The organism is Streptomyces sp. NPDC006691, from assembly GCF_042869955.1.
GTDB lineage: Bacteria > Actinomycetota > Actinomycetes > Streptomycetales > Streptomycetaceae > Streptomyces.
The window spans coordinates 174,350-180,832 of the sequence record NZ_JBIAGW010000016.1 but is presented as its reverse complement, the minus strand read 5'-3'; the positions used below and the strand labels follow the sequence as shown (position 1 = coordinate 180,832).

Genomic DNA, 6,483 nt, shown 5'->3' with positions numbered 1-6,483 from the left:
AGGACGAGCGCCGTTCAGGCGCGATACGGGGTCCGGGGCGGAGCCCCGAACCGGGGGTGCAGGGGGCGCAGCCCCCTGCGGGGGTCCGAGGGGCGGAGCCCCTCGGAGGGGGTCTGGGGGCGGAGCCCCCAGGGGCCGGAACCAACCAACCCGGGGCAACGGGCGGGTGGGCGGGCAAACCCCCCGGGGTCCGGGGCGCAGCCCCAGGGGCCGGGCCCTTCAACCCCGGCGCACGGGCGGGCGGGTGGGCAACCCCCCAGGGGGCCGGGGCAGAGCCCCGGGGACGTCCGAGGGGGTCAGGGGGCGATAGGCCGCGGCGCCCGGCGGGCGCCACCACACCGCGGCGCCGGACCAGAAGCCCTCCCCCCGCAACACCCCCCGCCGCACCTTGTTCGTCGCCGTGACCGGCAACCCCGCCAGCACCCGAACGAACCGCGGCGCCATCTTCGTACCCAAGTCCGGTTGGGAGGACAGGAATTCGGCGAAGCCGGACGGGTCGAAGGTCAGCCCCTCGCGCAGCGAGAGCGCCGCCATCACCTGGTCCCCCGTCACCGGGTCGGGGACGGCGTACACCGCCACCCCCGTCACCCCCTCCCAGCGCGCAAGGATGTTCTCGATCATCGAGGCGGCCAGGTTCTCGCTGTCCACCCGGATCCGGTCGTCCGCCCGCGCCGCGAAGTAGAGGAAGCCGTCCGCGTCGCGGAAGAAGAGGTCACCGGTCCAGTACCAACCGCCCCGGCGGCGTTCCGCGTCGGCGGACGGATTGCGCCAGTACCCCTCGAACGGGTTCGGCGCCCTGTTCACCAACTCCCCTATCGCCGCACCCCCGTTGAGCAGCCGCCCCGCCCCGTCGAACCGCGCCCGCTCGCACTCGCGCCCCGTCTCCGGGTCGACCACGGCGAGGTCACCGCCCGGCGCGGCGCGGCCTATCGCGCCCGCCGGCGTGCCCGGGGTGCGCTGGATCGCGGCGCCGCCCTCGGAGGACCCGTACCCCTCGACGAGCCGTACCCCGAACCGTTCGGCGAACCGGTCCGCGTCCACCGCCCCCGCCTCCGTGCCGAACCCGATCCGCAGCCGGTGCTCCCGGTCGTCCGGCCGGGCGGGGTGGCGAGGAGGTACTGGACGGCCCGGCCGACGTAGGTGAAGTACGTGGCACCGTACCCCCGTACGTCGTCCAGGAACCGCGACGCGGAGAAGCGGTCCCGCAGGGCCACGCCCGCCCCGGCCACGAGTGCGGGCGCCCAGTTGGCGATCACCGCGTTGCCGTGGAAGAGCGGCATGCAGATGTAGTGGACGTCGTCCCGGCCGAGCCCGAAGTGGGTGGCCAGCGACTCGCCGGCCGCCGCGAGCCGCCCCTGGGTGCAGATCGCGGCCTTGGGGGCGCCGGTCGAGCCGGAGGTGAAGTACAGCAGCAGCCGGCTCGCGGTGCCGACCGGGCCCACCCCCGCCGCCACCTCGCCCGGCTTCGCGCCCGCGTACGGCGCGAGGAGCCGCTCGTACTCCTCGGTCCCGGTCACCACGACCCGTACGCCCGGCAGTTGGAGACCGTCGAGCAGGGGAAGGTGGGCGTGCGCGGTGATCAGGACCCTGCATTCGGTGTGCAGGATGTCGCGGGCCAGTTCGGGTCCGCGCCGGGTGGGGTTGATGCCCGCGACGGCGGCCCCGGCGAGGGCCGCCGCGCCGAGCCAGAGCGGGAACTCCGGGGTGTTGTCGAGCAGTACCCCGAGGTGTGGCTCTACACCCCGGGGCAGCAGCTCGGCGAGGAACGCGGCGCGGGCGGCGGCGCCCGCGGCGATCTCGTGGTGGGTGAGTTCCAGATCGCCGTACCGCAGTCCGGTCCGCCGGTCACCCCACTGGCGCTGTACGTACTCCGACACGGTCGGCACACGCTTCGTCATGGCGCCGCACGGTAGTTGACGAACCGTCAGAAAGTAACGTCCGAGCAGGCGTAGAAGGCGTTGCCGGTGTCCGCGATCGTCCAGACCGCGAGGATGACCTGGTGCCCGGTCCGGCCGGTGGGGATGGTCCCCTGGTGCGAGACCGTGCCGGGAGGCTGCTTGCCGCCGTAGGGCACGACCAGGAACGGCTGGGTGTCCAGCGCGGCCCGGGTGAGTTTCTGGGTCGGGTTCCAGCCCTGCTTGGTGAGGTAGTAGCGGAAGTCGGTCGTGGCGTGCCGGGCGGTGAACTGCCAGCGGAAGGTGTAGGTCTGACCACCCGTCAGTTGAGTGGTGGGCCAGCCCGTGCCGCCGCGCGGATCGTCCAGCTCGGCGAATCTGCTGTTGCCCCCGGCACACAGCGTGCCGTCGGCGGGGCCGGACGCCGGGAAGCCCTTGGGGCCCTCGACGGACTGCGGCTCCCACTGGATGTCGCCGCAGTTGGTGACGGTGCCGTTGGCGCACAGTTTCTGCCGGCTGATCGGCTGGTCGGTATAGCCGTGGCTGCTCGCACTGCCGGTCGCGAGCAGGGACGCGCCGGCGACGGCGAATCCCACCACAGCGGCACCGAGCCGCTGCTTCTTTCGCATGCTGTCACTCCTGGAGAACGTGGGGGAGTTCCGGGGATGGAGCTGCACGCGTGCGGTATTTCATGTTCCGGTCTAGACCAAGTCTCAGATTATTGACGGGAGTTGGACGTGTCCAGGCCAACGCCGAAACAACTTCGGCCGCCCCGGCCCGGCCTCGACCGCCCCCGGCCCCGCCCCGGCCGCCCCCGGCCCCGCCTCAGCCGCCCTCCCCCGCCCCCCGGCCCGTGTAGAACGCCACCGTCAGGTCCTTCACCAGCACCTTGCGCTCGTACGCGTCGAGTTCCACCAGGCCCCGCGAGGTCAGCCGGTGCACGGTGTCGTCCACGGCGTCCACCACCGAGGTCAGCACCGCGTCCCGGTGCCGGGCGTCGATCGCGGCGACCCGCTGGCGGCGCATGGCCGCCGCCACCTCGGGCGCGTACTCGATGCGGGTCGGCTGTGCCGAGTACAGCTCGATGCCGACCGGCTCCGTCTCCGACTTCAGCATGCGGGTCAGCGCGTCGCCGACGGCCTCCGCGTTGCGCAGTGTGGGCGCGTCCTCGTGGAAGGCGTCCGCCGGGAGCTGCGAGAGGACCCGGGCCATGGCCGCCTCCACCTGCTGACGCAGATACTGCTCGTGGTCGGCGACGGCGAGCGTGGCCCGCGCGGTGTCCCGGATCCGCCACACCACCAGGACCACCACCCGCAGCGCGGTCCCGTTGGCGTCGACCGCGCCCATCGGCTCGCTGCGCCAGTGCCGCAGCCGCAGGTCGACCCGGCGGCGGAGCAGCAGCGGGCTGATCCACACCAGGCCGGTGCGCCGCACGCTGCCCCGGTAGTCGCCGAACAGCGAGAGCACCCAGGCGAACCCGACGCGGCCCCGGCCGAGCCCGCCGAACGCGAGCACCGCCACACCCACCCCGAGGGTGAGCAGCGCCCACTGTTCGAGCCGGATGCCCCGGTTCGGGCGGCCCGGCAGGTGCAGCAGCGCGGTCAGGGCCCCGGGCAGCACCCCGGTCCACCAGAGCACCGTCCCGCAGCCGGCGAGCGCGAGAAGGCCGGCGGCGACGGCCGCCCCGCCGGTCACCGTCGGACCGGGCCTCTCCACGATCCCCGGGTCGACGGGGGGCGCGGGTCTGGCCGGTGCCGCCACCGCGTTGCGGGCGCCCGCCTGCTGGGGCGGCCGGACGACCGGGCGCGCGGCCGGCGAGCCGGCGGCGGGGACGGCCGGGACCGGACCGGTGTCGTCGCGGAACAGCAGGTGGACCGGGATCTCGGCGGTGTTCTCGCTGCGGATCACGGCCACCCGGCGCCCGGTGTCCGCGCCCGCCGGAGCGGGCGGGCGGGGCGCGTCGGGCGCGGATGGGGTCGGGGTGTGCATGCGCGTGCTTCCCTCCGTCGTTCCCTCCGTCTTGCGCTGCGTCATGCCGTCGTTCCCTCCGTCTTGCGCTGCGTCATGCGAAGAGCCGCCGCCAGGTTTCGGGGCCGGGGTATCCGTCGGCCTCCGCGCCGGACCAGCCCTGGGCGCGCTGGAACGCCTCGACGTTGCGCCGGTCGGCCTCGCCCCAGCGCGATCCGGGGCCCGAGGTGTAGTAGCGGCCGAAGCCCTTCGCCACGAGCCGCCGGCCGAGCTGGGTGACGTACCAGCTGTCCTGCCCGGGCCGGAACCAGCTCGGGCCGGGGTAGGCGGGCCCCGCGGACGGGGCCGGGACCGGGACCGGGCGTGGAGCGGGGCCGGGGGCCGAGACCGGGAGCGGGAGCGGGACCGGGCGCGGTCCGGGGCCGGGGCCGGGGCCGGCTGTGGCGGGGGGAATGTCCTTGCCCCTGCCCTGGACGAGCAGGGCCCACGTCAGCTCCCCGGGGATCCCGTCCGCGTCCGCGCCGGTCCAGCCCTGAGCCTGCTGGAAGGCGCGGGTCGCGTTCAGGTCGGCCGAGCCCCAGCGGGGTCCGGGACCCTCGGTGTAGAAGCGGGCGCCGCCGCGCTTCACCAGCATCTGCCCGAGCTGGGTGACATGGACGTTGTTGGCGCCCGGCCCGAACTGCGCGATCCCGGGGAAGGCCGTCGGCACGCTCTCGGAGTCGGCGCCGGTACCGGTGGAGGCGCCCGTGGCGGTGCCGGGCTCCCCGCCGCTCGTGCCGGCCGCGAGCCCCTTGTACCGGTAGGGCACGTAGTTGGCCGAGTTCTTCCAGTACGCGTACGGGGTCGCCTGCTTGCGGGTGCCGGGCGGGGTCTGCTCGTAGGCCGTGTAGTAGTTGTGCGTGTAGTCGGTCCAGCCGCCGAAGATCACGACGTGCGAGCCCTTGTTGGGGTTGGCCGGGTTGTGGAAGAGCAGGATGTCGCCGGGCTGGAGCTCGTCACGCGTCATCCGCACCGCGAACTTCGCCAGGCTCCCCGTCCACTCGTTGGTACCGAGGTCCCAGGCCATGGACACATAGCCCGAGCAGTCCTGCCGGTACCCGTCGGTCCAGTACGCCTCCATGTTGTACGGGACGGCGGCGCTCACCCACGTCTTGGCCCGGTTGATGATCTCGGCCCGGGTGATGGACCGCAGGGGGGCCGGCCCGTTGCCCGACGGGTGCCCGGGCGCGCCGTGCAGCCCGCTCTGGGCGCCCTGCTCGGTGGGCGGGCCGGGGTCGGCGGCCCGGTTCGCGCCGGGGCCCCCGGGCGCCGGCGCCGGGGCCGCCGCGGCGACCGCGCCGCCACCGAACACCACCGACGCGGCCGTCGCCGCCACCAGCGCGCGCCGGGCACCGCCGCTCGCCGCGGGGTGGCCGCCGTCGCGCACCGGGAGCAGCCGCGTCCGGCGCCGGTCGGCGCAGCCGGGGCAGCCGCACGCCCCGGTGGGCTCGTAGTCCTCGAACACCGGCCCCGGTGTACTGGCATCCATTCGCTGCCCTCCCGCTCGTTCCGCTCTCGGAGACTTCGGGGACCCCGGTGACGTCCGAGGTCTCCGGCTTCGGAGATCTTTTCCGCGCTTCCACCAGGACAGAGGTGTCCCTGCTGTCCCCACATGGGGCATTTTGACGGAACGAAACGGATAAAACGAACATCTGACAGCGTGGCGCTGGTCAAAACCACCCTCAGGAGTCCGGTAAAGTTTTCCGTGTCAGCAGGCGCCGCTAGCTCAGTTGGTTAGAGCAGCTGACTCTTAATCAGCGGGTCCGGGGTTCGAGTCCCTGGCGGCGCACGCACCACCGAGGCCCCTCGCTCAGCGCGAGGGGCCTCGGTCGTTTTCGGCCGGGCGCGCCGTCGCCCACGCGCCTCGCTCCCACTGGGCCCGGGTGAGCTCGTACTCGACCTCACCGTGCTCGGAGCCTTCGATCGCCTCCGGCCAGTCACCGGTGAAGGCGCGCAGGAAGGACAGGCCCGCCTTCTCCATCACACGCCGGGACCCGGCGTTGACCGCCATGGTGTTCGCGGTCACCCGGCTCACCCCGAGAGCCGTGAATCCCTTGCCGATCAGGGCCCGCGACCCCTCGGTGGCATAGCCGCGGCCCCAGGCCGCCCGGTTCAGCCGGTAACCGAGCTCCACCACGGCGGGGCTGTGCGCGTCCAGGGGACGGAATTCGAACCAGCCCAGGAAGACCCCGGTGCCCTTCTCCTGAGCGGCCCAGTAGCCCCGGGTCCCGAAGCACGGATAGTCGCGAAGGAGCCGGGGCATCGTCCGCGTCCGGATCACCTCGCGGCTCGTGGGCCGGCCACCGTTGATGAAGCGCATCACGTCACGGTCGTTGTCCAGCGCGAACAGCTCGTCGGCGTCGGACTCGGTGAACGCCCGCAGCACGAGCCGATCGGTCTCCAAAAGGATGTTCATGCCGCGATCCTCACCACCGCCGACCGGGGCCGCCACCGGATTTCCGCCGCGGTCGAGCCGCCCGCGGGCCGAGCCGCCCGCGGGCCCGGCCGGTTGCCCGCCGGCCACGTGCGGACCTGGCCGGTCGCGGGGCCGAGCACCTGGAGAGCCGACCGCTTGCGGAAC

4 protein-coding genes, 1 tRNA gene and 1 pseudogene are annotated in these 6,483 nt (G+C 73.8%); 1 reads left to right on the top strand and 5 read right to left on the bottom strand.

The window, feature by feature from the left end:
- Positions 1 to 219: 219 nt before the first annotated feature.
- The 4 genes and pseudogenes from ACFYNP_RS29245 to ACFYNP_RS29230 all read right to left on the bottom strand — a co-directional run bounded on the left by ACFYNP_RS29245 (position 220) and on the right by ACFYNP_RS29230 (position 5,391).
- Positions 220 to 1,898: pseudogene (locus ACFYNP_RS29245) on the bottom strand (AMP-binding protein).
- 26 nt (positions 1,899 to 1,924) lie between these two features.
- Positions 1,925 to 2,524 carry a lytic polysaccharide monooxygenase gene (locus ACFYNP_RS29240; RefSeq protein ID WP_100578386.1) on the bottom strand — a complete coding sequence of 200 codons (600 nt, stop codon included), beginning with the start codon at positions 2,522 to 2,524 and terminating at the stop codon, positions 1,925 to 1,927.
- Positions 2,525 to 2,720: 196 nt separating this feature from the next.
- Entirely contained in the window at positions 2,721 to 3,884 is a 1,164-nt protein-coding gene (locus tag ACFYNP_RS29235) for an SPFH domain-containing protein (RefSeq protein WP_388789512.1), read from the bottom strand.
- Between the two features lie 73 nt (positions 3,885 to 3,957).
- On the bottom strand, positions 3,958 to 5,391 hold the full coding sequence (locus tag ACFYNP_RS29230; RefSeq protein WP_388789509.1) for a peptidoglycan-binding protein: 1,434 nt from the start codon (positions 5,389 to 5,391) through the stop codon (positions 3,958 to 3,960).
- A 226-nt stretch (positions 5,392 to 5,617) separates the two neighbouring features.
- On the opposite strand from ACFYNP_RS29230, the gene ACFYNP_RS29225 reads away from it, so the two are divergent.
- Positions 5,618 to 5,691: transfer RNA gene (locus ACFYNP_RS29225), tRNA-Lys, on the top strand.
- Between the two features lie 21 nt (positions 5,692 to 5,712).
- Here the strand turns inward: ACFYNP_RS29225 and ACFYNP_RS29220 are convergent.
- On the bottom strand, positions 5,713 to 6,318 hold the full coding sequence (locus ACFYNP_RS29220) for a GNAT family N-acetyltransferase (RefSeq protein WP_388789506.1): 606 nt from the start codon (positions 6,316 to 6,318) through the stop codon (positions 5,713 to 5,715).
- Between the last annotated feature and the right edge of the window lie 165 nt (positions 6,319 to 6,483).

What these genes read in the sequence shown, in the direction of transcription:
- ACFYNP_RS29240 (WP_100578386.1), bottom strand. Translation starts at nt 2,524, where the DNA reads ATGCGAAAGAAGCAGCGGCTCGGTGCCGCTGTGGTGGGATTCGCCGTC.
- ACFYNP_RS29235 (WP_388789512.1), bottom strand. Translation starts at nt 3,884, where the DNA reads ATGCACACCCCGACCCCATCCGCGCCCGACGCGCCCCGCCCGCCCGCT.
- ACFYNP_RS29230 (WP_388789509.1), bottom strand. Translation starts at nt 5,391, where the DNA reads ATGGATGCCAGTACACCGGGGCCGGTGTTCGAGGACTACGAGCCCACC.
- ACFYNP_RS29220 (WP_388789506.1), bottom strand. Translation starts at nt 6,318, where the DNA reads ATGAACATCCTTTTGGAGACCGATCGGCTCGTGCTGCGGGCGTTCACC.